23 protein-coding genes are annotated in these 24,280 nt (G+C 45.4%); 14 read left to right on the top strand and 9 right to left on the bottom strand.

The genetic code is table 11. The features are described 5' to 3' along the window. Positions 1-130 precede the first annotated feature (130 nt). The 6 genes from THMIRH_RS01905 to THMIRH_RS01880 all read right to left on the bottom strand — a co-directional run bounded on the left by THMIRH_RS01905 (position 131) and on the right by THMIRH_RS01880 (position 8,825). Positions 131-1,822, bottom strand: a complete 1,692-nt coding sequence (locus THMIRH_RS01905; protein WP_173290222.1) for an L-lactate permease — start codon at positions 1,820-1,822, stop codon at positions 131-133. A 58-nt stretch (positions 1,823-1,880) separates the two neighbouring features. After that, complete coding sequence (locus THMIRH_RS01900) at positions 1,881-2,843, bottom strand: universal stress protein (protein WP_173290220.1); 963 nt, start codon at positions 2,841-2,843, stop codon at positions 1,881-1,883. Positions 2,844-2,846: 3 nt separating this feature from the next. Further along, positions 2,847-4,514: a cation:proton antiporter gene (locus tag THMIRH_RS01895; protein ID WP_173290218.1), complete on the bottom strand. Its 1,668-nt coding sequence runs from the start codon at positions 4,512-4,514 to the stop codon at positions 2,847-2,849. 346 nt (positions 4,515-4,860) lie between these two features. Next, complete coding sequence (gene ssb, locus THMIRH_RS01890) at positions 4,861-5,478, bottom strand: single-stranded DNA-binding protein (RefSeq protein ID WP_173290216.1); 618 nt, start codon at positions 5,476-5,478, stop codon at positions 4,861-4,863. Between the two features lie 44 nt (positions 5,479-5,522). Further along, positions 5,523-7,379, bottom strand: coding sequence for an ATP-binding protein (locus THMIRH_RS01885; protein ID WP_173290214.1), 1,857 nt, complete (start codon positions 7,377-7,379; stop codon positions 5,523-5,525). Positions 7,380-7,409: 30 nt separating this feature from the next. Continuing rightward, the gene (locus THMIRH_RS01880; protein ID WP_243831471.1) at positions 7,410-8,825 is read right to left on the bottom strand and encodes an MFS transporter; all 1,416 of its coding nucleotides are present in this window, start codon (positions 8,823-8,825) and stop codon (positions 7,410-7,412) included. Between the two features lie 88 nt (positions 8,826-8,913). Between THMIRH_RS01880 and THMIRH_RS01875 the strand changes: the two genes are divergently transcribed. Next, entirely contained in the window at positions 8,914-9,603 is a 690-nt protein-coding gene (locus tag THMIRH_RS01875) for an SIMPL domain-containing protein (RefSeq protein WP_173290212.1), read from the top strand. A gap of 18 nt (positions 9,604-9,621) precedes the next feature. Here the strand turns inward: THMIRH_RS01875 and mobA are convergent, their stop codons facing one another. After that, positions 9,622-10,206: a molybdenum cofactor guanylyltransferase MobA gene (gene mobA / locus THMIRH_RS01870; RefSeq protein WP_173290210.1), complete on the bottom strand. Its 585-nt coding sequence runs from the start codon at positions 10,204-10,206 to the stop codon at positions 9,622-9,624. Positions 10,207-10,324: 118 nt separating this feature from the next. Between mobA and THMIRH_RS01865 the strand changes: the two genes are divergently transcribed. The 12 genes from THMIRH_RS01865 to THMIRH_RS01810 all read left to right on the top strand — a co-directional run bounded on the left by THMIRH_RS01865 (position 10,325) and on the right by THMIRH_RS01810 (position 22,291). Beyond that, positions 10,325-13,114 (top strand): methyl-accepting chemotaxis protein, encoded by a 2,790-nt coding sequence (locus tag THMIRH_RS01865; protein WP_173290208.1) that lies wholly within the window; start codon positions 10,325-10,327, stop codon positions 13,112-13,114. A 142-nt stretch (positions 13,115-13,256) separates the two neighbouring features. Beyond that, positions 13,257-14,534, top strand: coding sequence for a Glu/Leu/Phe/Val family dehydrogenase (locus THMIRH_RS01860; protein ID WP_173290206.1), 1,278 nt, complete (start codon positions 13,257-13,259; stop codon positions 14,532-14,534). Positions 14,535-14,574: 40 nt separating this feature from the next. After that, complete coding sequence (gene proC / locus THMIRH_RS01855; protein ID WP_173290203.1) at positions 14,575-15,420, top strand: pyrroline-5-carboxylate reductase; 846 nt, start codon at positions 14,575-14,577, stop codon at positions 15,418-15,420. Beyond that, complete coding sequence (locus tag THMIRH_RS01850; protein WP_173290201.1) at positions 15,420-16,001, top strand: YggT family protein; 582 nt, start codon at positions 15,420-15,422, stop codon at positions 15,999-16,001. The genes proC and THMIRH_RS01850 overlap by 1 nt, the downstream gene beginning before the upstream one ends. A 10-nt stretch (positions 16,002-16,011) precedes the next feature. After that, positions 16,012-17,178 (top strand): homoserine O-succinyltransferase MetX, encoded by a 1,167-nt coding sequence (metX, locus tag THMIRH_RS01845; RefSeq protein ID WP_173290199.1) that lies wholly within the window; start codon positions 16,012-16,014, stop codon positions 17,176-17,178. Beyond that, positions 17,175-17,789 carry a methionine biosynthesis protein MetW gene (gene metW, locus THMIRH_RS01840; RefSeq protein ID WP_173290197.1) on the top strand — a complete coding sequence of 205 codons (615 nt, stop codon included), beginning with the start codon at positions 17,175-17,177 and terminating at the stop codon, positions 17,787-17,789. Before metX ends, metW begins: the two co-directional genes overlap by 4 nt. Positions 17,790-17,976: 187 nt before the next feature. After that, positions 17,977-18,219 carry a FeoA family protein gene (locus tag THMIRH_RS01835; protein ID WP_173290195.1) on the top strand — a complete coding sequence of 81 codons (243 nt, stop codon included), beginning with the start codon at positions 17,977-17,979 and terminating at the stop codon, positions 18,217-18,219. Further along, complete coding sequence (gene feoB, locus THMIRH_RS01830) at positions 18,216-20,147, top strand: ferrous iron transport protein B (RefSeq protein WP_173290193.1); 1,932 nt, start codon at positions 18,216-18,218, stop codon at positions 20,145-20,147. The genes THMIRH_RS01835 and feoB overlap by 4 nt, the downstream gene beginning before the upstream one ends. Further along, the gene (locus THMIRH_RS01825; protein ID WP_173290191.1) at positions 20,116-20,541 is read left to right on the top strand and encodes a nucleoside recognition domain-containing protein; all 426 of its coding nucleotides are present in this window, start codon (positions 20,116-20,118) and stop codon (positions 20,539-20,541) included. Before feoB ends, THMIRH_RS01825 begins: the two co-directional genes overlap by 32 nt. Before the next feature lie 9 nt (positions 20,542-20,550). Further along, on the top strand, positions 20,551-20,814 hold the full coding sequence (locus THMIRH_RS01820) for a FeoC-like transcriptional regulator (RefSeq protein WP_173290189.1): 264 nt from the start codon (positions 20,551-20,553) through the stop codon (positions 20,812-20,814). A 61-nt stretch (positions 20,815-20,875) separates the two neighbouring features. Beyond that, positions 20,876-21,829 (top strand): PilZ domain-containing protein, encoded by a 954-nt coding sequence (locus THMIRH_RS01815; protein WP_173290187.1) that lies wholly within the window; start codon positions 20,876-20,878, stop codon positions 21,827-21,829. A gap of 51 nt (positions 21,830-21,880) precedes the next feature. Beyond that, complete coding sequence (locus tag THMIRH_RS01810) at positions 21,881-22,291, top strand: hypothetical protein (RefSeq protein WP_173290185.1); 411 nt, start codon at positions 21,881-21,883, stop codon at positions 22,289-22,291. Positions 22,292-22,294: 3 nt separating this feature from the next. On the opposite strand, the gene THMIRH_RS01805 is transcribed toward THMIRH_RS01810, so the two are convergent. Continuing rightward, a complete protein-coding gene (locus THMIRH_RS01805) occupies positions 22,295-23,236 on the bottom strand; it encodes a PilZ domain-containing protein (protein ID WP_173290183.1) in 942 nt (313 codons plus the stop codon). A 13-nt stretch (positions 23,237-23,249) separates the two neighbouring features. After that, positions 23,250-23,966 carry an alpha/beta hydrolase gene (locus tag THMIRH_RS01800; RefSeq protein ID WP_173290181.1) on the bottom strand — a complete coding sequence of 239 codons (717 nt, stop codon included), beginning with the start codon at positions 23,964-23,966 and terminating at the stop codon, positions 23,250-23,252. Positions 23,967-24,039: 73 nt separating this feature from the next. On the opposite strand from THMIRH_RS01800, the gene THMIRH_RS01795 reads away from it, so the two are divergent. Further along, positions 24,040-24,255 carry a lipoprotein gene (locus tag THMIRH_RS01795; RefSeq protein ID WP_173290179.1) on the top strand — a complete coding sequence of 72 codons (216 nt, stop codon included), beginning with the start codon at positions 24,040-24,042 and terminating at the stop codon, positions 24,253-24,255. Positions 24,256-24,280 lie beyond the last annotated feature (25 nt).

Raw genomic sequence — 24,280 nt, 5'->3', positions numbered from 1 at the left:
ATTCACTATTTTCAATGTCCAAGTTTTTGGAACGATTTGGGTACAAGCTTTGACTTACCCACAAGAATCCGTGACCTGTAACCTGGAACTCAATTTAGAAGATTTCAGGAAAAAGGTCTCTAATGTCTTGTCACAAAAACTGCGCCAACAGCCAAGCAATGGAACCTGTTGCCAAAATATAAAAAGTCATGGGCAAAAGCGTTAAGCGGATAATTTGGCCTTCTTTGCCCGTCAGATGAACCACCGAAGCCGCTGCCACCACATTTACCACGCAAATCATATTACCCGCATTGGCACCCAACACTTGTAACGCTAAGGCAAGATGAGTCGGCAAGTTGACAGCCTGGGCGGCACTCACCTGAAATTCGGCAAACATCATATTTGAAAAAGTCGCCGATCCTGCCACAAAACTGCCTAAACTCCCCACTAAAGGCGCTACAAACACCCATTGATGCTCAAAGATATCCGCTGCTAACCCTGCTAACTCTATCGGCATACTGGCCAAACCCATGGTGTTTATGCCTGAATTCAAGAAAACCCTCACCATCGGCACTGCGGTCATCAAGGCGACAAAGGTGGGCAATAAAACACGCAACGAATCTCGCCACACCAGAGTCGTTTCTTTAAAAGGTACCTTGTGATAAAAAACCGTAAACACCGCCACTAAAATAAAGGCGCTGCTGGGTAAATACAGCGGTGTGAGTTTGGTAGAAATATCGGTGGATAGCAGCTGATTAAATTCAACCGAAAAAGAAAGTAGCCAAGATTTAAAAGGCAAAAAATCAAGCCGCGTTAAAATTAAAACCACGGCAACTAACACATAGGGCATCCAAGCTTGTAACAAACTTAAAGAGGGTTGCAAAGGCGGTGTCGGTAGCAAACACCCTACCCCACCCAATGAAGTGTCGTTTTTGCAAGCCGCATCTGCCTCAAAGCCTGGCACACTTTCATTTAAGCCTAAAGCTGTCTTTATTGGATAGTCAGACGCAAACAGCCAAGTGTCTTTTGGTAAAAACCAACCTTTTTTGGCCGCCAAAACGGTCACCGCCAGTCCAAACAGCCCCGCTAAAATAGCTGGAAACTCAGGCCCCAAAGTATGCACAACCACAAGCGCTGATAAGGTAAACGAAAAACCGCCTAACAACGCAAACTTCCAAGCTCCCAAGCCTTCACGCCACGAGCGATTTGCGCCAAAAAATCGTGTGAGCATCATCACCATTAATAAAGGTAAAAAACTGGCCACCCATAAATCTAAAAAGGCGGCTGTCTCAGCCACCGTCTGCACTTGCGCTAGGGTTGCTCCATTTAAACCTTGATAAATACCCACCACCAAAGGCGTACCCACTGCGCCATAAGAGACCGCCGCGCTGTCGGCAATCAAAGCCAAAACAACCGCTGCGAGTGCGGGAAACCCCAAAGCCAACAACAAAGGCGCTACGATGGCCGCTGGCGTACCAAAGCCACTGGCGCCTTCTAAAAACGCCACAAACAACCAGCCAACAATCACCGTTTGCACCCGTCTATCGGGCGAAATATGGGTAAATCCTTGGCGAATCGCTTCAACCGCACCACTGGCTTTGAGGGTATTGAGTAAGAGTACTGCGCCAAATACAATCATTAAAATAGAAGAAGCAATCACCCAACCTTCTAAAACAGAGGCTGCAATTTGCTGGGGCAACATGCCCCATACCTGCCAAGCCAACCCAGCCACCAAAACTAAACTTAACCCCATGGCTCGACTGGCAGGCAATCGCAACACCACCAACAAAACCAACACCGCCAAAACAGGCATACTGGCAGTGAACAACTGTAATAAGGTCATGATAATCTTCCAGAAAAATACCCCAAAAATGACCAGGCCTGGTCATTTTTAGCGGGTTTTAGGGTTGAATTGGAGAAATAAATCCCTTGGGTTTGATTGCCAATACGGAACACTGAATACTTTCTAATAAATTTTCTGCTGTATTACCAATAAACACGCCCGATAATCCTGAACGCCCTAAGGTTCCCATCACCAACAAATCGATTTGTGCCTCGACAATTAAAGGAGGAATCACCACTTCTGGCTCGCCTTTGGGGGTAATCACCTTTAAGTTGGGTTGCGCTTGCTTTAGAAAAGCTAACGCTCTGTCGAGTGCTAAGTGGTGACCAAACCAAACATGCTGATTCAGGCGTTCTAAATCGTCTGAGGTGAGGTCAACATTCCAATAACGCACCAAGTTTTCGCCATCCACATTCCATGCATGAACAACCGACAAGGGGTTTGGTGTTGCTTGCGCAAAATGATTAGCCAAGGCTAGGATATTTTGATTTAAATCTGTATCAGAGTTCGAGTTATAAGTCTCTTCATCAAGCCCCTCAACAGCCACATCAATACTGGCCAGTATGTTATTAAATGGCAAAGATGATTCGGCCTTATACAATAAAAGAGGACATGGGCATTTTCGCAGTAAATGTTGGTCTTGACTGCTAAACAATGAGGCGTGCGCATGCGCTGGTGTATCGATTTTTTTGATGACCAAATCAACCGATTTCTGTAACGCCAGCTGCACGGTTTTTAAATAAACCTTGCCAAATTCAATATGCAAATCACAATCCAAACCTAGGCTCTGAGCTTGATCAAGCCATGATTGGAACACCTGTTGTCGTCCCAGCCTTTCTTGCGCCTGCTGATCTTGTGGGCGAATATTCTTTAGCCATTCCAATAACGAATAATCTATCTCTGGCAGTACACTTAAGATGGTTAATTTTGCCTGCTGTTGCCCTGCAAAGTGAAATGCCCAATCCAACAAACCCGCCTCTTGCAAGGGGTCTTGAGAAACCAATAAAATATGTTTTAACATCAATTAACTCCCTTTGACTTCGGCTGAAGCACCGGTTTCTTCAAAACTCATAATGCGATGCACCGCTTCTAAAGCGGCATCTTGATAAGGCACTAATACTAGATTGGCACCTTGTTGCTTTAAAAATTCGACTTCACTCAAATGACTGGAAGCCACCGCCACTTTACCCTCATAATGCGATTCAGCCAGTGAACGCAACAGCGCCAAATTTAAGTGCCTATCTCGCATGGTGCTCACCACCCATTGGGCTTCCGATAAGGGCAAGCTTTGGATAAATTCAGGGTCTTCTGCATCCCCATAACGAATAGGCACTTGGTGCAAGGCGGTTTCTTGAACCAATTGGGGATTAAAATCTATGGCGAGTACTTGTTTCCCCTGCGCTTGCAAGTTTTGTGCAATCACCATCCCAAATCGTCCCAATCCAAATAAAATCACATCGGCGGGCTTGCGTTCTATCACCTGATCAATATTCTCTTCACGATAAGGTACCTTACGCTCAAAGATATCCAAATAGGGCGATAATTTCAGATAAAGCGGGTGAGAATATAAAATCATATAGGTCGAGGCTGAAATGGTAATGAGCCCAACCAAAGTGACTAGGCCAACGGTTTCTTGATCGATGTGTCCCAAACTAAACCCAAGCGCTGCCAAAATAAGCGAAAACTCAGAAATCTGTGCCACCGTTAATCCTGCTAAAAACCCGGTGCGCTTGCGATACCCCATATAGCCCATAATCACCATCACGATTAAAGGATTCCCGACCAACACAAAAATAGAAAAGACTAAAGCTGGCCAAATTTGCGACCCCAAGGTACTTAAATCTAAGCTCGCACCCAAACTGATAAAGAAAAAGAGCAGTAAAAAATCGCGTAAGCTCACCAATCTGGCACCAATCAACTCCCGATAATGGGTTGATGCCAAGGTAATACCCGCTAAAAATGCGCCCACTTCTTGACTAAAGCCCATCATATAGCCTATTGAAGCACCTAAAACCGCCCAGGCGATGGCAAACAACACCAAAAGCTCAGAAGAATGCGCCAATTTGGCGAGTAATTTGGGCATCACATATCTAATCAATAAGGCGACCGCAACCAATAACACCGCGCCTTTGATCAAGACCATCAGAGCCTCATAACCCAAATTGCCAGAAGTCTCCGACTGACCAATTGCCGTTAAGCCGATCATGGCCAACACCACAACTATGTCCTGCACAATCAAAAAACCGATGGCAATTCGACCATGCAAGGCATCGAGCTCGCGTTTATCTGAGAGCAATTTAACAATGATAATGGTCGATGAAAAGGTCAGTGCCACTGCAACATAGAGCGCACCTATGGATGAAAACCCTAAAGCCAAGCCTATCAAAAAGCCAATGACCGAGGTAAAAATCACCTGCCCCAAGCCCGTAAACAAGGCAACAACACCCATGGTGCGTATAATATGGAGGTCTAATTTTAACCCCACCACAAACAACAGCACTGCGATACCCAAATGCGCTAACAAGTTGATTTCATCTGTTAGCGTCACGATTCCAAGCACCGCTGGCCCGACCAAAATACCCACCGCAATAAAAGAAACAATTAAAGGCTGTTTAAGCTGTACCCCAATAAAACCTATGACAGCCGCAATGGCCAATAACATACTCAGTTCAACAAATGCACTTTCAAACATCGCTAAAACTCCTTTAGTTGAATAGAATCATTACACCACAACTACCAAAGTTCTAAAATAACCAGGCCTGGTTATTTTTAAGCACCTTGAGATAACCTGCTTATTTAACTGAGTTTTTAAGTACATAGAAAGCCCACCTTTAGCGATGAGCATTTGAAGCCTGACCAGAAGTGAACACGCTGAATCTGACGAGAATATTAACAACCTAAAAACAACAGAATGCTCGTACATTCCTGCCATTTTCAAGCCACGCCTTTTAGTCAATGTTTTTTCAATAGATATAAAAAAACCCTGTATTAACAGGGTTCTATTATTTTTTAATCAACATTTTTATTTATTGTGAGACTCAAAACGGAACATCATCGTCATCAAAGTCATTGGGCGCATAAGCCGGAGCTCTTTGCATGGGAGATGGATTATTTTGTGCAGGGGCTTGTTGTCCGTAACCACCTTGCCCACCACCATAACTCGGGGCTTGCGGCGCTGCCATAGGTGCTTGTTGACCATAACCACCTTGATTGCCCATATTGCCCATGGGTTGCTGTGGTGCTTGATTCATTTGTGGGGCAAAGCCACCTTGCGAACCATTATCAAAAGCAGTATCGCCGCGACCACCGCCACCGCCCAACATTTGCATTTGACCGTTAAAGTCGATCACCACTTCGGTTGCATAACGGTCTTGACCTGTGGCTTGATCTTGCCATTTGCGGGTTTGCAATTTACCTTCTAGATAAACCTGCGACCCTTTTTTTAAATATTGGCCGGCTATATCGGCCAGTTTTCCAAAAATAACCACACGGTGCCATTCGGTTTTTTCTTGTTTTTCACCCGTGGCACGGTCGTTCCACTGTTCACTGGTGGCAATACTTAGATTGGCAATGGCATTGCCATTTGCCGCATATTTCACTTCAGGATCTCTGCCCAAAGTACCCACTAAAATCACTTTATTTACGCCACGCGCCATCTCTTCACTCCACTTTTCTTCGTTTTAGATTGGAGAATCATAACTTATTTTATGACCAGAAGCCGTGCAATTTCTAGGTAAAGATCGTCTTTTTTAAAGGGCTTGCCTACAAAGCCATTCATGCCGACAGACTCACATTTTTGACGGTCTTCCTCCCCCACATTTGCGGTAATGGCAATAATCGGTTTAGACGACCAACCGCGCTCTGCCTCTAGGCTGCGAATCACTTGAGTTGCTTCAAGCCCATCCATATTGGGCATCTGCATATCCATTAAAACCAAGTCATAGGGTTGGTCGCTTTCGGCGGCTTTTTGATAGGTTTCTATACCTCTTAAACCGTCATCCGCCACATCAATCTGACCAATATTGAGACGCTTTAACAAAGCCACTGCAATTTTTTGGTTAATCACATTGTCTTCTACCAACAAAATTTTCACGCCCGACAATGAAAACTCATATTCGGTTTCAAGTGCAGCAGAATCTAAATGGTGTTCTTTGGGAATGCCCAGTTTTGTGGTGAAGAAAAAGGTAGAGCCTTTGCCATACTCGCTTTCTACCCACAAAGAACCGCCCATCATTTCGACCAAACTGCGGGTAATGGACAACCCTAAACCTGTACCACCAAATTTGCGGGTAATGGTGGCATCTGCTTGGCTAAAGGCGTCAAAAATGAGCGCTTTTTGTTCGGGCGTTATGCCTATGCCAGAATCTTTCACGCTGACTTGCAAAATCAGATCGCTGTCTTTGTGTTCTAAACACTTAAAGGTTAAGGCCACATCGCCCTGCTCGGTAAACTTAACCGCATTACTCACCAAATTGGTTAAGACTTGACCTAAGCGGGTTTCATCGCCAAAAAGGGTTGGGGAAATGCAGGGGTCGATATCAAAGGTAAAATTTAAGCCTTTCGCATTGGCTTGCAACTGCAACGGATGTAACACGCGCTTAACAAATAAAGACCACTCAAAAGCGCGCATTTCTAAGGTCAACTTGCCGGCTTCTATTTTGGATACATCTAAAATGTCATTAATAATTCGCAATAAACTGGTTGCCGAAGCCATGGCCGTATCCACAAAATCTTTGGCTTTATCCGACAAGGGTTCTTCGCGAATCAACTGTAACATCCCAAACACCCCGTTCATGGGGGTACGAATTTCATGGCTCATATTGGCCAAAAACTCACTTTTGGTTCGGCTTGCGGCCTGCGCATCTAACAGCGCTTGCCCTAGGGCTTCTTCAACTTCTTTTTGGCGGGTGATTTCGGTGCGGATAGAAATATAGTGCGTTTTGTTGCCATTGAGATCAAAAATGGGCATCACCATAGAATTCACCCAATAATAAGTGCCATTTTTGGCTTTATTACGCACCACACCGCGCCAGGTTTCACCCTTACCGATGGTTTGCCAAAGTGTTGCAAAAAAGGCTTTATCATGCAGACCAGAATTGATAATACTGTGGGTTTGCCCAACCAACTCCTCTTTAGTGTAGCCCGAAGTTTCTATAAAGCGGCTATTGGCATACACAATGCGACCTTGTAAATTGGTCATAGAAACAATGGCATGATTATCTAAGGCTTTTTGCTGGCATTGCGCCACCCGCAAAACTTCTTCAATCACCTGCATTTGCTGCTGGCTTTGATGATAAGCCAGCCAGAAAACTAAAAACGCCACCACACCAGAAAACAGCGCAAAATAAAAAAATACTTTGGAATCAAGTGCATTGCCCGCCACAAACAGAGCCAGTGTTAGCGCACCTAGGAAAAAAGCTGAAAAATATAACCAATTGACACGGCGACGCGCTTGTCTGACTTTGGGCAATTCAATTAAGTTTTGCAAAGAGCCAAACGAAGACTCCCAATAATCAAAATCGGTTAATAGCGCATTTTTGTCAGAAGTTTTTGCCACGGATTCGGCTCCCAGCCAGTTTGAAGACCCTTATTCTCGGGACAAACCCTTGTGAATATAATCAATCAAGCCAATTTCATTAATAACTTTGCGGTCTATTTTAAAGTAAATGCGTTGTTCATTGGATAAAATTACGACTTCATAAACCCCGTCATAAGACAGTAGTTTTTCAGTTAAACTATCCATTTCTTCGGGCGCCAAAATGGCATCATAACTCACTGATGCAATGCTTAAGGGCAAAGGCTGAGTCATGCTAATGGCTACGAATAACCAAACCGCTCCCAAAACCGTGGTAAACACAAACACGCCATCAAAACCGTAAAACTGATAAAAATAGCCACCCAATGCGCCACCGATGGCTGCACCAAAAAACTGACTCGACGAATAAACACCACTGGCCGTGCCTTTTTTATCGGCTGGCGACAACTTAACCACCAAAGAGGGTAAAGAAGCTTCTAATAAATTAAACGCGGTAAAAAACAGCAACATAATTAAAAAGATGGACCAAAATCCATGGGCAAAATTTAGCATCGCCAACTGTACTATCACCAAAGCCGCAATCGCGCCCACAAACATTTGCTTCATGCGCCCTTTGCTTTCGGCTTGAATAATAAACGGCACCATTAAGACAAACGACAACAACATCACCGGCAAATATAATTCCCAATGATGCATCGAATCCATACCTGCGTTATCACGAATCAGCATGGGCACCACCACAAACATGGCGGTGAGCATGGCATGCAATACAAACACCCCCAAATCTAAGCGCAACAATTGTGGATTAGACAACACCGCTTTAAATTGGGCGGGGTCGGCTTCGGCTTCGCGCTGAAAACGCTGGCCTTCAATTTTGGGCACGGCAAACATCACCAACACCATGCCCACGCCAGCCAAAGCCGCAATCACCCAAAAAATGCCACGCACCCCAACAAGCTCGGACAACAAAGGTCCTGCCACCAAAGACAAGGTAAAAGACAAGCCAATCGTCATGCCCACAATAGACATGGCGCGTAACCTAAAAGGTTCTGTCACCGTATCCGCAACCGTTGCCATCAACACCGCGGCCACCGCGCCCATGCCTTGAATGGCGCGCCCCACTATCATCATTTCTATGGAATCTGCCAGGGCGCAGACCACCGAACCAAACATAAACACCAGCATACCGACCATAATGAGCGGTTTGCGACCATACTTGTCGGACAACATACCATAAGGAATTTGCAGCAATGCTTGGGTGAGCCCGTAAATGCCCATCGCTAGACCAATTTGAAAGCCAGTAATGTTTTTAAATTCTTGCTCAGCAAACAAGGCAAACACCGGGAAAATCATAAACAAGCCCAACATACGCGTGGCAAAAATGCCCGCAACAGCAAAGGCGGCTTGCTTTTCTTGAGGTTGCATCACGGTTTCATGTGGCAAGGTGGTTTGAATTTTTTCGGACATCAGAAATCTCTTTACACTTCAACAATTGACTCAATTGAGGGTCGGGTTATAATCAATTCGCGAATTATATCATTCTCTAGGAGGCTCTATGACATTCAGCCGATTTTGCCTGTTGTTAATCTGCGTTTTCAGCATGAACGCCCATGCGTTTGAAACAAACCAACGCAATGAAAACCGTGTGTCTTTTTCCGTGACTGAAAGCGCCTACTTTAATAACGATCAAGTGACGCTTACATTTCGCGCCTATTCCCAAGATTTGAATCCGCAAGTGGTCGCCAATGAAATCAACACCCAAATGCAAGCTGCTTATGCGGTTTTAAAGCGTGCGCCGCAAATCAAAGTGGAAACCTCAGACTATCAAATTCAACCCATTTACGACAAAAATCAAGCCTTAACCACTTGGCGTGGCCAACAAACGCTCACTTTAAACATGGAAAATCAACCAGGCCTGGTTAAAATTATGGCGCAAATTCAACCTTATTTGCGTTATCAAAATATGGAGTTTGGTGTTTCCAGCGCACAACGCCAATTGTTTATTGATGACCTCACCCGTAAAGCCCTAGACACTTTTCAAAAGAAAGCACAGTTGATTGCGCAAGGTTTTCAAACCCAGGTGTATAAAATTATAGAAACCAATATTCAATCACCGCACTTTCCATCGCCCTATCTCGCGCGCAACATGATGGCGAGTGATGCGGTTGGCAATGCGCCAGTTATGCAAGCTGGACAAAGCCAACTGAGTGTGACCATCAATGGCACTTTATTATTGCCCAACTAATCATTACCCAACTAATCATTACCCAACTGAACCCGCTTCAATCAACGCCAAGGTGTTTAAGTTTTGAAAGGCTTTGGCACCCACATCACTAAAATCGGCTAAAGCATGCGGATTTTCATCTATCCAACGCCACACACTCAAATGCCCTTTAGCAATCGCAGCCGCTAAACTGGCTTGCAGTGAGCGGTGCATTAAACAATACAAAGGCTGCAAACGCTCGCCATCAAATGCCACCACCAAATGCTGCCCAGTGTCTTGTTGTTTTTGCCAAAGTCTATCCACCAAATCTGCCGGAAAATGCGGATTATCACAAGGCACAAACACCAACCAATCCCCCTCAAGGGCATGCCATGCCGAATTCATCCCCTCCATGGGCCCTAAAAAACCTTCGGTCACATCTTCAAATACCTTGGGTTCAAAACTGCGATAGGTGTCTAAGGCTTGATTGGCACTGATACATACCTGCGCAACTTGCGCTCGCAAACGCTCTAAAATCGGCACTAACAAGGGTTGTCCTTGATAGACCAACAAGGCTTTTTGCTGATAACCCACTCGACTACCTTGCCCACCCGCCAAAACCACGGCTTTTAACGCATCTTTCATTTTCTAGCCAACCTTTTTAATGTGCGTAAAAATAATTATTCCCATATAAGAAATAATGCTTAACAAACGCATAAAATGAATTTATATTAGTCACGACTACTAATCTAGGACAAGCAGCATGAGAAATAACCAACCCATTACTCAAGATGAATATATTGTCCCCAAAGGACTGACATTAGTTTCCAAAACTGACCTGCAAGGCAATATTACCGAGCTGAACGATGCCTTTGAAATTGCCAGTGGTTTTACCCGTGACGAACTCTTAGGTAAGCCTCATAACACTGTGCGCCACCCAGATGTTCCAGAAGCGGTGTTTAAGGATATGTGGACAACCCTTAAAATGGGCTCTACCTGGTCACAATTGGTTAAAAACCGCCGCAAAGACGGTGGCTTTTATTGGGTAAGAGCCAATGTATCGCCAATTTTTGAAAATGGCAAACCTGTCGGATACATTTCTTTTAGAACAGAAATCACCGATGCCGAAAAAGCCCTAGCCACTCAAGCCTACCTAGACATTAAGTCTGGCGCTAAAAAAATTCAATACGGTAAAGTTTACAGCGGCATTAATTGGACTGAACTTAACTTTTTTGGAAAACTCGACCCGCAATGGCAACTTAGCCTATTAACCCTCATTTTCAGCGTCATGCCCTTTGCAGTCATCAGTAGTTTGCAGGGGCTCAATCCACTTTGGACTTTATTGCTAAGCACACTCATGGTAAGTGTGTCGTTTATTTATGGCTACACAACTTTTAAAGCACAAGATTCATTGCGCAATGCCTTAAGAAGAGTTTCAGCCAACGAACCCATTAATATGAGTTGTACTCGACCCAAGCATTTTATTGGCAAACTCATCAACCCGGTCATTTCCGCCTCAATCGCCATTCGGCACGCCATTGAAGATGGTCACGCCAAAACCGATGAAGCGGCCAAATTGCAAATTGCGATAGACCAGGTTTCTAGCAACTTAATGATTGCAGACGCCAACTTTAATATTATGTATCTCAATAATAATATGAAAGACTATATGCAACAAACCCAGCCAGCATTAAAGCGCTTTTTACCAGACTTTGACGCCAACAAAATCATTGGGATGAATTTTGATGCTTTCCACAAACACCCGCATCAAAAACGCAATATGGTTGCCGAACTCAAACAACCTTACCTTGCCAATATTGACTTGGGCACGGTGCAAATTGAAGTCAACATTATCCCCATTTTCAACCGTGCGGGTATTCGCACCGCCACTCTGGCTGAATGGCGCGATAAAACCCAAGAAATTCTATTATTGCGTGATGTTAACGGCGCGGTGCAAGCCGCTAAAAATGGGCTTTTAAGCAGCCGCATCGACACCTCTGAAATCACCGGCGTTGCCAAAGAACTCTCTGAAGCGCTCAACGATATGATTGCAACCATTGAAAAACCCATTAATGGCGCGGTTGATGTGGGCGTGAGCTTATCTGAGGGCAACTTAACCCATCATATGCAAGGTCAATATTATGGTCGTTTTGCCGTTTTGCAAGACAGTCTTAATGTGGCTGTAGACAACCTAGCGTCTATGATGGCTCAAACCAAAGTCGCCTCTCAAGCGGTATCCGATGGTGCCAATGAAATTAAAAATGCCAGTATCGACCTTAATGACCGTACCCAAAACCAAGCCGCTGCCCTAGAGCAAACCGCCGCCAGCATGGAACAAATGAACGCCATCGTTAAGCAAAATGCCGACAATGCGCATCAAGCCGAAATCTCGACCGCCACGGCCAAAAAACAAGCGCAAGACGGTGTCAGCGTGATGGATAACGCGATTCGTGCCATGGAACAAATTCATGCCTCCAGCCAAAAAATTAACGACATTATTGGACTGATTGACAGCATCGCTTTCCAAACCAATTTGCTGGCACTCAACGCTGCCGTAGAAGCCGCGCGCGCCGGTGAGCACGGTCGCGGCTTTGCCGTTGTCGCCGCCGAGGTACGCAACCTAGCTGGCAAATCTGCCGAGGCCTCAAAAGAAATTAGAGGACTGATTGAAGACACCGTTAAAAAAGTCGCCGAAGGTACGCAACATGTCAAAGGTTCTGGCGATGCTTTAAACGAAATCGCCTCCTCAATTGATACTGTGAATCAAGTCATTGAAGAAATCGCGCGTTCCAGCAACGAACAGGCCGAAGGGGTTTCGCAAGTAAACCAAGCCATTACTGCCATTGATGCGGCGGTGCAACAGAACGCCGCCTTGGTCGAAGAATCTGCCGCCACCTCTGAAGAGTTAGGCGAAATGGCCATGTTAATGAACACCAATGTCTCGCAATTTAAAGTCAATGAGTCGGCTGTACATATGGGTACTGCGCTAAAAACCGGCAACTTTGACTTTGCCTCGGCACGCCGTGCGCATCGTCAATGGCGTGTTAAAGTGCGCGCTTACATCAACGATGTCAATATTGCCTTTGATCGCAATACTGCTGCTGATGCTTCAAAGTGTGCGCTGGGCAAATGGATTTATGGACACGGCACCGATTATCAAGGCATGGCGTCTTATCAAGCACTTGAAAAAGGCCATGCTGAATTGCACGCCTTTATCGGTCGCATCCTCGACATGAAAGATGTGGGAGATATCGAACAAGCCAATATTCAAATGGGGCAACTCGAAAATGAAAGTAATAAAATCATCTCCCTCATCGATGCACTTGAAAATGACATCGCAAGAGGCGGCGCACCTATGGCTCAGCATGAACGCTTAGAAAAGCAAGCCACTCAACAGGCTGTCAAAAAAATACCAGCGCCAAAACTTGCCGCACCCAATACAGCAAAACCCAATACAGCAACACCGAAGCTTGCAAGCCCCAAACCGACTCAGGCAATGGCTACTGCTAAGCCCAAGTCAACCAACTCTCAAGATGAATGGGGCGAATTTTAAAGTCACCCTATTTCAAGATCAGGGCAGTGCAAACTGCCCTTTTTTTTCGTTAAAATTCGTATAAATATCCTAAAAATAACCAGGCCTGGTTGTTTTTAGGCTTAGAATTGAATAAATTCAAGCCAAAGCCAAAGGAAACGCCATGTTCGAAATTGCCAAGCAACGCCTAGAACCTGTTTTTAAATTGATTGAGGTGGATGAAGAAGTCATTACTCGCCTGTCTTATCCCAAGCGTTCCATTAAAGCCAGCATTCCGGTACGCATGGATGATGGCAGCCTGCGCATTTTCACCGGTTATCGTGTGCAATATGACGACACCCGTGGGCCAACAAAGGGCGGGATTCGTTATCACCCGCGCGTTAATGAGGATGAGGTCACCTCTTTGAGTTTTTGGATGACGGTCAAATGTGCTGTGGCCGGCCTGCCCTTTGGCGGTGCCAAGGGCGGCATTACCGTCAATCCCAAAGAACTTTCGCAATTGGAGCTGGAACGCTTATCACGCGGCTATATTCGTGCCTTTGCCGATATTTTGGGCGAGTCGCGAGACATTCCCGCGCCTGATGTCTACACCAATGCCACCATTATGGGCTGGATGGCAGACGAATACTCGGTATTGGCGCGTCGTCAAGCACCCGGCATTATCACAGGCAAACCTTTGCATTTAAATGGTTCAGAAGGTCGTGAGTCGGCCACTGGTTCCGGCGCTTTGCATGTGCTTAATGAGTATTGCAAACGCCAGCAATTAAACCCCGCTGAACTCACCGTTGCCATACAAGGTTTTGGAAATGCAGGGTTTCATTTTGCGCAACTGGCACAAGAGGCTGGGTTTCGTATTGTGGCAGTATCAGATTCGCAAGGCGGCATTTATTCTGAAAACAGTCTTAATATCAAAGATATTAAAAACCACAAAGACGACACCAACCAACTTGAATCGGTTTTGTGCAATGGCACGGTTTGCACTCTGCAAACCTTTCAAAGACTCAGTAATGCCGAATTACTCGAATTAAAAGTAGATGTTTTGGTGCTGGCAGCCCTAGAAAACCAAATCACCCAAGAAAATGCCCATCGCATTCAAGCGCATTTGGTGTTAGAAATTGCCAACGGCCCCATCACGCCGCAAGCCGATGAAATTTTAGAAGCCCAAGGCATTGCCGTCATCCCAGATGTGCTCGCCAATAATGGCGGTGTGGTGGTGAGTTATTTTGAATGGGTGCAAAATCGTTCGGGGCTTTATTGGGAGCTTGAAGAGGTGCAAACTCGCTTAGCCAAAACCATGCGCCGCGAAGCCAATACCGTGTTTGACTTGGCCAATGAATTTCAAACTTCTTTACGCACCGCGGCCTATTTACATGGCATTAAACGCCTAGCCGGTGCAATCGATCAGCGCGGCAACCATAAGCTGTTTAAAAAAGCGCCGTAATCGTTATAATAAGCGCACTCAAAACTTACAAGGATTGTTTATGAACGCGACTATTTGCTTTATTGGCGCAGGCAATATGGCCATGAGTCTGATTGGCGGACTCCTTGCCAGCGGCTACGCCAAAGATAAAATTATCGCCACCGAACCCAGCGAAGCACAACGCCGCTCGGTGACAGAACGCATGGGCATTTATTGTTACTCAGACAACAACGAAGCGGTTGCGCGAGCCGACATAGTCGTTTTTGCGGTCAAACCTCAACAACTGCAAGGCGTGTGCCATGAAGTACAAGCCAGTATTCAAGCCAAACGCCCGCTGATTATTTCGATAGCCGCAGGCATTCGCACGGTTGATATGGACCGTTGGCTAGGGGGCAATAATGCCATCGTACGCACCATGCCAAACACCCCCGCCCTCATTCAAAGTGGTGCCACTGGCCTTTTTGCCAATGCTAAGGTAAAACCCGAGCAGAGCAGCCAGGCCGAAAATATCTTGCGTGCCGCGGGTATTACTGTGTGGGTCAAAACCGAAGAACAAATTGATGCCTTGACCGCCTTGTCTGGCAGTGGCCCTGCTTACTATTTTTTATTTATGGAAGCCATGCAACAAGCGGCGCAAGACTTAGGTTTGGATGAAAAAAGTGCGCGTTTGCTAACCTTGCAAACGGCTTTTGGCGCTGCCAAAATGGCACTGGAAAGCACCGACGATTTGGTCACGCTACGCCAAAAAGTGACTTCACCTAAAGGCACCACCGAACAAGCCATACTGACCTTTGAAGCGCAAAATCTGCGACAAACGGTCAAAGATGCCATGAGCGCGGCGCAAAACCGCGCCGTAGAATTGGCCGACCAACTCGGACAAGCCGACACCACAGGAGCCAAACACTAATGGAAGCCACCCCTTTAACGCAAGGTGGATTATTTTTAATCCAATTCATCGCAGGCCTGGTTATTTTTACCCTAATGTTACGCTTTTTAATGCGCGCGACCCATGTTGACTGGCGTCATCCCGTGGTGCACTTTGTGGCCAAGGTGACCAATCCCTTGTGCGCTCCGGTCAATAAAGTGCTGACCATTCGTGGCCGCTGGGACTGGTCGGCGATCATCACCGCCATGCTATTACAAGCTTTGGTGGTGATTGCTTTAGGCTGGCTTACCGGTCGAAATTTTGGTGTAGGTTTGATTGCGATTTCTTCGATTACCGAAGTGGCAAATCAATTGCTCGACATGGCATTTTGGCTGATTATCATCAATGTTATTATCAGTTGGATTAGCCCTGGCTACAATCCAAACACCGCCATTTTCGTGCAAATGACTCAACCTATCTTGGCACCTTTTCAAAAATTAGTGCCGCCAATCGGTGGATTTGATTTGTCGCCTATTATTGCGATTCTCGCCATAAAATTGACCCAAATTGTGGTGGTGGGTGGCATCGCACAATATGGGCAAATGCTGGTCACTTTAGGGTAAAATACGCGCCATGAAAAACTCCGTTGGTATAGTTACCCCTCAAACCCTCCATGTGCGCCAGCCATTACAAATGGTCAGTGGTTCAGTGTTGCCAGAATATGACTTGGTTTATGAAACCTATGGTCAGCTAAATTCACAAAAAACCAATGCTATTTTAATTTGTCACGCCCTCAGCGGCAGTCACCATGTGGCAGGTTATTATGAAATCGACGGCGTGCAAAGCAAAGAAGCGGGTTGGTGGAATGACTATATCGGCCCAGGCAAACCCATCGATACCGATGAATTTTTTGTGGTCTGCTCCAATAATTTGGGCGGCTGTAATGGTTCCACCGGCCCTGCCAGCATCAACCCCGAAACCGGTAAAGTGTTTGGCCCTGACTTCCCCATCGTAACAGTAGAAGACTGGGTTAACAGCCAAAACGAATTACGCCAACACCTAGGCATAAAGCAATGGGCCGCAGCGATTGGCGGCTCAATGGGCGGCATGCAGGTTTTGCAATGGTCGATCGCTTATCCCGATGCCGTTAAACACGCCTTAGTCATTGCCGCTGCCCCTAAACTGTCGGCACAAAACATTGCCTTTAACGAAGTGGCGCGCCGTGCCATTATGACCGACCCAGATTTTCACAATGGTCGCTTTATTGAAATGGGCACCACCCCAAAACGCGGCCTCGCCTTGGCGCGTATGCTCGGGCATTTAACCTATTTGTCGGACGACATGATGGGCGCAAAATTTGGGCGCGAGCTGCGTGAAGGCAAATTGAGTTATAGTTTTGATGTGGAGTTTCAGGTAGAAAGTTATTTGCGTTACCAGGGCGAAAAATTTGCCACAAAACGCAACTTTGACGCCAACACCTATTTACTCATGACCAAAGCGCTCGACTACTTTGACCCTGCCAGTCATTTTGACAATAACCTAAGCGCCGCACTGGCTCATGCCAAAGCGGAGTTTTTAGTGGTGTCTTTTACCACCGACTGGCGCTTTGCGCCTGAACGCTCGCACGAAATTGTGAAAGCCTTACTAGACAACGATGCACGCGTGTCCTATGCCGAAGTGGAATCTGAACATGGTCATGATGCCTTCCTATTGCCCAATGCACATTATGAAGGCATCTTCAGAGCCTATATGAAACGCGTGATTCAACATGTTCACTCTCAGGAAGTTGCAGCCCCATGACAACGCCCATTCGCCCCGAATTTGAATTAATTGCCGACTGGATTCAGCCCAATAGCCATGTGCTAGATTTAGGGTGTGGTGATGGAAAGCTGCTGACTTATTTGCGTGACCATTCTAATGTATCGGGTTACGGCATGGAAATTGACCCCATTAAAAACATCAAAGCACTAGAAGCCGGTGTTAACGTCATTCAAAGCGACCTGAACAGTCACGATATTTGCGACTACTTTGACAAAGACTCGTTTGACTATGTGATTATGACTCAGGCATTGCAAGTGGTCAGCCGCCCAGACATCTTGCTTGACGACATGCTGGCCGTTGGCAAACAATGCATCATCACTTTCCCCAACTTTGGTCATTGGCGTATGCGATTGCAACTGTTATGGAATGGCCGTATGCCAGAAACCGATACACTGCCCTATCATTGGTATGACACCCCCAATATTCATATGTGTACTTTTAACGATTTTGAAGACTTGTGTGCAGCCAAAAACATTGAAGTGGTTGACCGCACCGTGGTTAACTCCAATCACCAAACCACCTTGGGCATGAAGCTGCTACCCAACTGGTTAGGTGAAGTGGCACTTTATAAAGTGCAACGCAAAATCTAGCCTGACTCAACCCCTTCAACCTCCCTTAAAAAGCCTTAAATCTCAGCAAATTCAACCAGGCCTGGTTGAATTTAATGACACTTAAGGCTCTCTCAATAAAGCTTCAAATAAAAACCATTCTCATTCCAAAAAATTTGCTAAAATTCATTTCAATTAAAAACAATTATCATTTGAGATATCTCCCCCTATGAAAACCCTAGACAGTTATCCCAGCTTAAGCGACTGCTCGGCAGAGCAAACCGCACGCATTATTGCGCTCACCGGCGAACTGGACACCAAATTACGCTTGGTCAATTTAGGCTTTCATACCCAAGGACACATCAAAATCGTGATGAAGCGCCACCAAAGTTTAGTGGTCTGCGTAGATGGCAGTCGTTTTGCACTCGACGATCGCTTGGCGCAATTTATTAAAGTAGAACCCTTGTCATGACGGTAAAACCCAATCGAAAACTCAGCCAAAAAACCACCTTTCAAATCGGACTCATTGGCAATCCCAATTGCGGCAAAACCACCCTTTTCAACCGCTTAACTGGCGCACAACAAACCACCGGCAACTGGCCAGGTGTTACGGTTGAGCAAAAGCACGGCCACTTTAAAGTCAATCAAGACAACTATAAACTGATTGATTTACCTGGGGTTTATAGCCTAGAAAACTCTAGCCACTCTGGCTTAGATGAAAAAGTCGCCTGCGACTTTTTGCAGTGCCAACCGGTTGATTTAATCTTAAATGTGGTAGATGCGACCAGCTTAGAGCGTCAATTATTTTTAACCGCCCAACTGTTGCACATGGGCTTGCCTGTGGTGGTGGTTTTAAACCGCATGGATATGCTCAAAGAGCGCCACCTGAAAATTGATGTTGACCTCTTAGCGGAAAAACTCGGTTGCCCAGTGATTCCGATTTCGGCTTACTTTAATCAAGGGCTGGATAAACTCAAACAAAAACTGCCCAGCTTACTGAATCATAAGTCTAGTTTGCACTTTGATTTGCCCGAAACCCTGCATCATTCGGTGCATAACATCCGTGACCTACAACCCAAAACCGAAGAGTCTTGCTGGAAAACACTGCAAACGCTGATCAAACCGCATTTAGCGCCCTTAGAAATTCGCAGCTATGCCGAAGCCGAAAAGCAAAAACTTGAGCAGCATTACGATGAAGACCTTGCATTGATTGCCGCAGATTTGTATTTTCAATTTGCGCATGATGCCAGTCATGCCAGCTTAATCCACACCGATAAATTCACCCGCAATACCACCGATGTGATGGACCACTGGGCTTTGCACCCGATTTGGGGAATGCCGATATTTTTTGGGGTAATGTATCTGGTGTTCGCCCTATCCATTACCGTGGGCAATGCGTTTATTGATTTTTTTGATTTGGGTGCTCAAGCCTTATTTGTGGATGGTCCGACCGCATTGCTACAATCGGTTTCTGCGCCAGAATGGGTCATTGCCCTTTTAGCCAATGGTATTGGGGCAGGTATTCAAGTGGTGGCTACCTTTATCCCGGTCATCGGAGCACTGTTTTTATTTTTATCCATCCTAGAAGAAACTGGCTATATGCAACGCGCCGCCTTGATTATGGACCGTGCCATGCGAGCCTTGGGACTGTCTGGGCAAGCCTTTATTCCGTTGGTTGTCGGCTTTGGTTGCAATGTGCCTGCCGTATTAGCTACCCGCACCTTGCCCGATGCCCGCGACCGCATTATGACGGCCATGATGGCGCCCTTTATGTCTTGCAGTGCGCGCTTAACGGTTTATATTTTATTTGCCACAGCTTTCTTCACCGAACACGCCGCACTGTTAGTTTTCTCACTCTATTTACTGGGCATTTTGGCAGCGGTCGCAACCGCTTGGGTGCTTAAACACACGCTACTTCCTGGCGAAGCACCGCCGCTTTTGATGGAACTTCCGATTTATCACAAACCCGCGGTACTGAATGTGGTCTTAAACACCAAAAACAAACTGCGTGGTTTTGTGATGGATGCCGGCAAAATTATCGTCATCATCGTGCTAATTTTGAACTTCTTTAACAGCATGGGCACAGATGGTAGCTTTGGCAACGACAATCAATCCAACTCGGTTTTAAGCACGGTCGCCAAAACCGCGACCCCATTGGTTGAACCGCTTGGCATTACCGAAGAAAACTGGCCTGCCACCGTGGGTCTGATTACTGGACTCCTCGCCAAAGAAGTGGTGGTGGGTGCGCTGGATTCTCTGTATAAAAACATTGACCATCCTGCTAAGCCTGAAACCCCTGAACCCTATGATTTTGGGGGGGGCACTGTTAGAAGCCTTTGCCACCTTACCCGCCAATATTGGCGGTATCGTGACCAACTTAAACGATCCATTGGGACTTGAAAATATCGACACTGTGCAAGACATCAAAGCGGTTGCCGCAGAACTGGATGTTTCTCTCACCACCATCGAAAAAATGGCCAAATATTTTGGTGGCGACATTGCGGCCTATGCCTATTTGATTTTAGTGTTGCTTTACTTCCCTTGTGTGGCCACCTTAGGAGCCATTAAACAGGAACTGGGATGGCGCTGGGTCAGCTTCAGTGCCGGTTGGAGTCTATTTTTAGGGTATACGCTGTCGGTAGGTTTTTACCAAGCCATGACCTATTCTCAACACCCCAACACCGCGGCGGTTTGGTTGATTGGCATTACCTTGTCTTATATCGCCTTATGGCTTGTTTTAAAACGCATTGCTCAAAACCTTGGGCCACGCAAATTGCTGGCCAAGCCCTTTTAAGGTTATCGTATGATTTTGCTCGACTTAAAAAACTACATCAAACAACGCTTAGAAGTGAGCAGTGATGACATCAAAAATCGTTTCGACATTTCTGAGGAAACGCTGCAAGCTTTAATCAGACCTTTACTCAAGCAAGGTCATATTCAAAAAATGAGTGGCGCCTCTTGTAGCAGTGGTTGTGGCACGGGCTGTGCTTCAAGTTCTGCCAAGACGCTATATCGCTGGACAAGCAAAGCCCATCGAAACCTTTTATTATCCATAGAAGTACACTAGAATAGCGCCTTAAATAGCATTTTCAAAAAGACCTAATCCAGGTCAACAGATGAGGCGTTTCATGAACAGATGGTTTCAAAAAGGCAATGCTCGCCGCTGGTATCGCATAGATATGCCGGTGCGTGTGTTTATTTTGCCGCGTTCATCCATCAGAGATCGTGAAATTTACGCCACAGGCGTTGATTATTTTCCGCCATCTATCAAACACAGCATCAGCGACAAAACCTACAAAACTAAATTGTGGATTTCCAAGATTCAAGAGCAAAAAGAACTGGTGACCGTGTTATTTGAAGAAGTCATGGAGTTTATCGAGTTTTTTGGTTATTGCACCTCTTTAATTTCTGAAGGGCGTAGTCCAAAGTCTGAAACGGAATATTGGTTAAAACTTTCGCACCATCAAAAAGGTTTTCAAACCATTGAAGCCTTAAAAGTATCCTCCCCGAGAACTTATCAATACTTTAAATTGATTGAACAAAAGTACCTGACTTTTTTAAACAGTCTGGTCAGCAGTGTTGAAAAATCAACTCCCGAACATTTTGAAGTAGATGCCTCTTTGCCTTATGGTTTCAAAATTGATGAAATCATGGCAAAGTTTGAAGACCCCAAATTTGCCAAAATCCCGCTGATTCAAGCCTTACACCACCTATCCAATCTAATGGATGTTTACATGGGGGTTTATCGCAAAATCATCGACGATAACTATTTAAAGCAATTTCCAGAGCTTTGGAAAACCCAAACAGCCAATGTCAGCGCCAGTGGCTTGGGGATCATGATGGAAAAACGCTTTAAATTTCAAGACAAGGTGGATGTGTACTTTTACTTTTCGGATGCCAATAAGGTGTTACATTTTGAAGCATCGGTTGTGGATATACGCACCATTGAAGACACTTTTAAGGAACGGATTGCCCTGAATTTTGAGTTCCCGGATGGGAAAAGCCAAAATTATCTGCAATCAGAAATTGAAAAATTTGAAATTAAGGAGTGCATGGAATTAGACCTTACCCCAAGAGACTAATTTCATCAAAAGAATATGATTGGAACGAATCACATGGTTGAGGCAGGGTTTATGGATAGATTGCCATTTACCCATCGAGATGCCGCGCTAGACTTACTCAAATTTAATCGCCTAAAACCCTTAGTTGAAATGCGCCAAACTGCGCCGCCTATGGCTTTGCGCAATCGTTTTCTGCTAACTTCTGAACAATGGACTGAAACCCTAGATGCGGTGATACTCACCAAGCTCAGTTATTTCACCATTTCACTGTCCTATCCCAATAGCTATATCAATAAACTGTTGGAAATTGCCGCTTACGCCCTAGGAAAGCCGGGGATGAGTTTGGCGGAAATGTATGCCATGACTGAAAAAGAATATCCCTATTTTGCGCGTTGGTTAAAAAGTGCGCATGATGTGAAGTTGTTGAAATATCGCCACGCCCAAAATTTACAAAAGAAAGCCGCCGCCCAAAAAACCTCTTAAACGCTAATCGCTTGCCTTAGGCAAAGCCACGCCTTTGGGGAATTTTTGCATCGCCTCTTCTAACTCTTTGCGTTGCACAAACAGTGTAATAAATTCCGCATACTCAGACGACAAAAACTCAAACTCGACTGCCACGCGATATTTAAACTCACCCGATTTCATAGGCTTGTTCAATACCACCTTGCCATGACACACGATGACTTCATGCCCAAGACTGAGAAAAATATTCAAGTGACTAAAACCCGGATATTCTTGGTTGGTTAACAAACTAAAACCACCCGCACTGAGGTTTATTTTTTCAACTGGCCACACACTCGGGTCCGAAATCCCTTGATAAGCCAATTTTAGGCGAGTGTAAATGGTTTCAATCAAATTCAATTTTTCAATTAAAAAACACAATACCTGAGCCTGTACAACGCCCGACTCTGACAAAGCCTTTAAGTTCTTCACATAATCTAGGTCATTAAATAGCAAGGGCAAATCATTTTTAAACAGGAATATTTTGCCATCCACACTCTCATTGACTGTGGTTTTTAACTCAAGCAAATACTGATCAATTCGCTCATAAAAGCCCTTAATCAAATTACCGATGGTTGAGTTTTCTTTGACCTTTGGCGGCATATGTTTTGCGTCTTCACGCATTCTAAACTTGTAGTCATGCGCCAAGCGCGGATCTTTAGCTTCCATCAAATGGTCTAGCATCCATAACAACAAGTCCATACGATGATTGAGCACATGAAACAACATCGCCGTTTCGGAGTTTTGACTGAAAACCCGCTCAAAAATTTGAGCAACTTCCTCGTTTATATACTCTAAACGACTTTCTTCATCTATCTTAAAAAGTTCACGGCGTTTGGCATGCAAACTCACCCCTTGGCTGTCCACCTTTTCAAAAAAAAGTGGCACACTCACATCATAACGAAAATGGCGGCGCTGATTACTCATGAATAAAGTCCTATCACTCAGGCAATTTATCTTGGATAAATGCGGATAAATCTGCTATTTCAGCTGCACAGACTTGATGTGCCATGGGATATTCCAACCAAGAAACTTGCGCATTCAAATCTTGCAGAGCGACTTTTGAAGCACGCGCAAACGCAATATCACACACATTATCATACAACCCATGCGCCATCAAAATAGATAGCTCAGCAAAACTTTGCCCTTTTGCAACTGCATCATTTTGATCCGAAATTTCTGGATAATAAGTCGATAACGCCAACACACCTGCCAAACGCATACCTGCAGACTGGCATAACAACGCACTGTGCAACGCAATCACGCCCCCTTGCGAAAACCCCGCCAACACAATGCGATCTGACGGAATGCCTTGTGCAAGCTGCGTCTGCACCAAAGACACCACATAACCGCTTGAGAGGTTAATCATGTCCCAGTCCGCCTTTTGACGCAACTGCATAGAGGCAATATCGTACCAAGCGCGCATTTCCATGCCCATATTCAAGGTCACTGGCATCAAAGGGGCGGTTGGAAAAATAAATCGAATCTTGGCGTTTTTAGGCAAATCCAATTCCGGCAATAACCCTTCAAAATCATGACCATCTGCCCCCAAACCATGCAGCCAAATCACACATGCATCGGCAACTGCGTTAGGCGCATGCGTTAAAAAAGGTTCAACCACAATTGGGGCGGGAACAGACAGGTTAGAATTGGGCATCTGTTGCATCATATTAAATTTAAGCTCAATGATTTTGTTAAAATAGCTTTCATTTTAACCAACCGGAATCAAAATGTCGTTTTTTAAACAAGTTAGTTTACTCACATTCTGCGGTTATTTAACGGTTGGTGCGCTGAGTGTTAGCGGATGTGGCAAAAAAGCGCCCTTATATCACCCAGATGTCGACAAAGGCAATGCCCAGTCAGACCAAGCCTTTGTGTTTCCGCCTGAGCGCCAAAAGCCGCAAAAACCCGCGACGACCAGCACACAACCGACCCCTCAACCTTAAGCCATTTATAGCATTTTCAGGAATT

The organism is Thiosulfativibrio zosterae (assembly GCF_011398155.1).
Classification (GTDB): Bacteria; Pseudomonadota; Gammaproteobacteria; order Thiomicrospirales; family Thiomicrospiraceae; genus Thiosulfativibrio; species Thiosulfativibrio zosterae.
The sequence above is the reverse complement of the archived record's forward strand: the minus strand, read 5'-3'. Positions and strand labels throughout refer to the sequence as shown.